Annotated in this window: 1 protein-coding gene; it reads right to left on the bottom strand. The window is 43.4% G+C overall.

What is annotated here, in order from left to right:
• Positions 1-290 (bottom strand): hypothetical protein (locus H5185_RS22575; RefSeq protein WP_182743376.1); only part of this gene is annotated, 290 nt, incomplete at both ends.

Raw genomic sequence — 290 nt, 5'->3', positions numbered from 1 at the left:
TATCTGAGTTGGGCTGCCAGATGTTGGCATATCATTTAATGGCTTATCTTTGTGGCCGTGGATCAGTTCAAGTAAATCAATGAAATGAAATTGGCTTGAGCGACTGTTTCCTGTAACCCAATTCCCCCAGCTCACATCGTTTGATTGTTCTGCACATCGGTTGGTAGGATGACTACTTGGCAAGCTAGTATTGTAGTTGGTGCCGCTATTACACACGCATGCTTTACTATTGGCAGAGTTATTTTCGGTGCTCATTAATACTTGGCTTAGCAATAGTGCCGAAGCTGATG

This window comes from Shewanella sp. SG44-6 (assembly GCF_014164185.1).
GTDB lineage: Bacteria > Pseudomonadota > Gammaproteobacteria > Enterobacterales > Shewanellaceae > Shewanella > Shewanella vesiculosa.
This window is presented reverse-complemented; position numbering and strand designations above follow the sequence as displayed.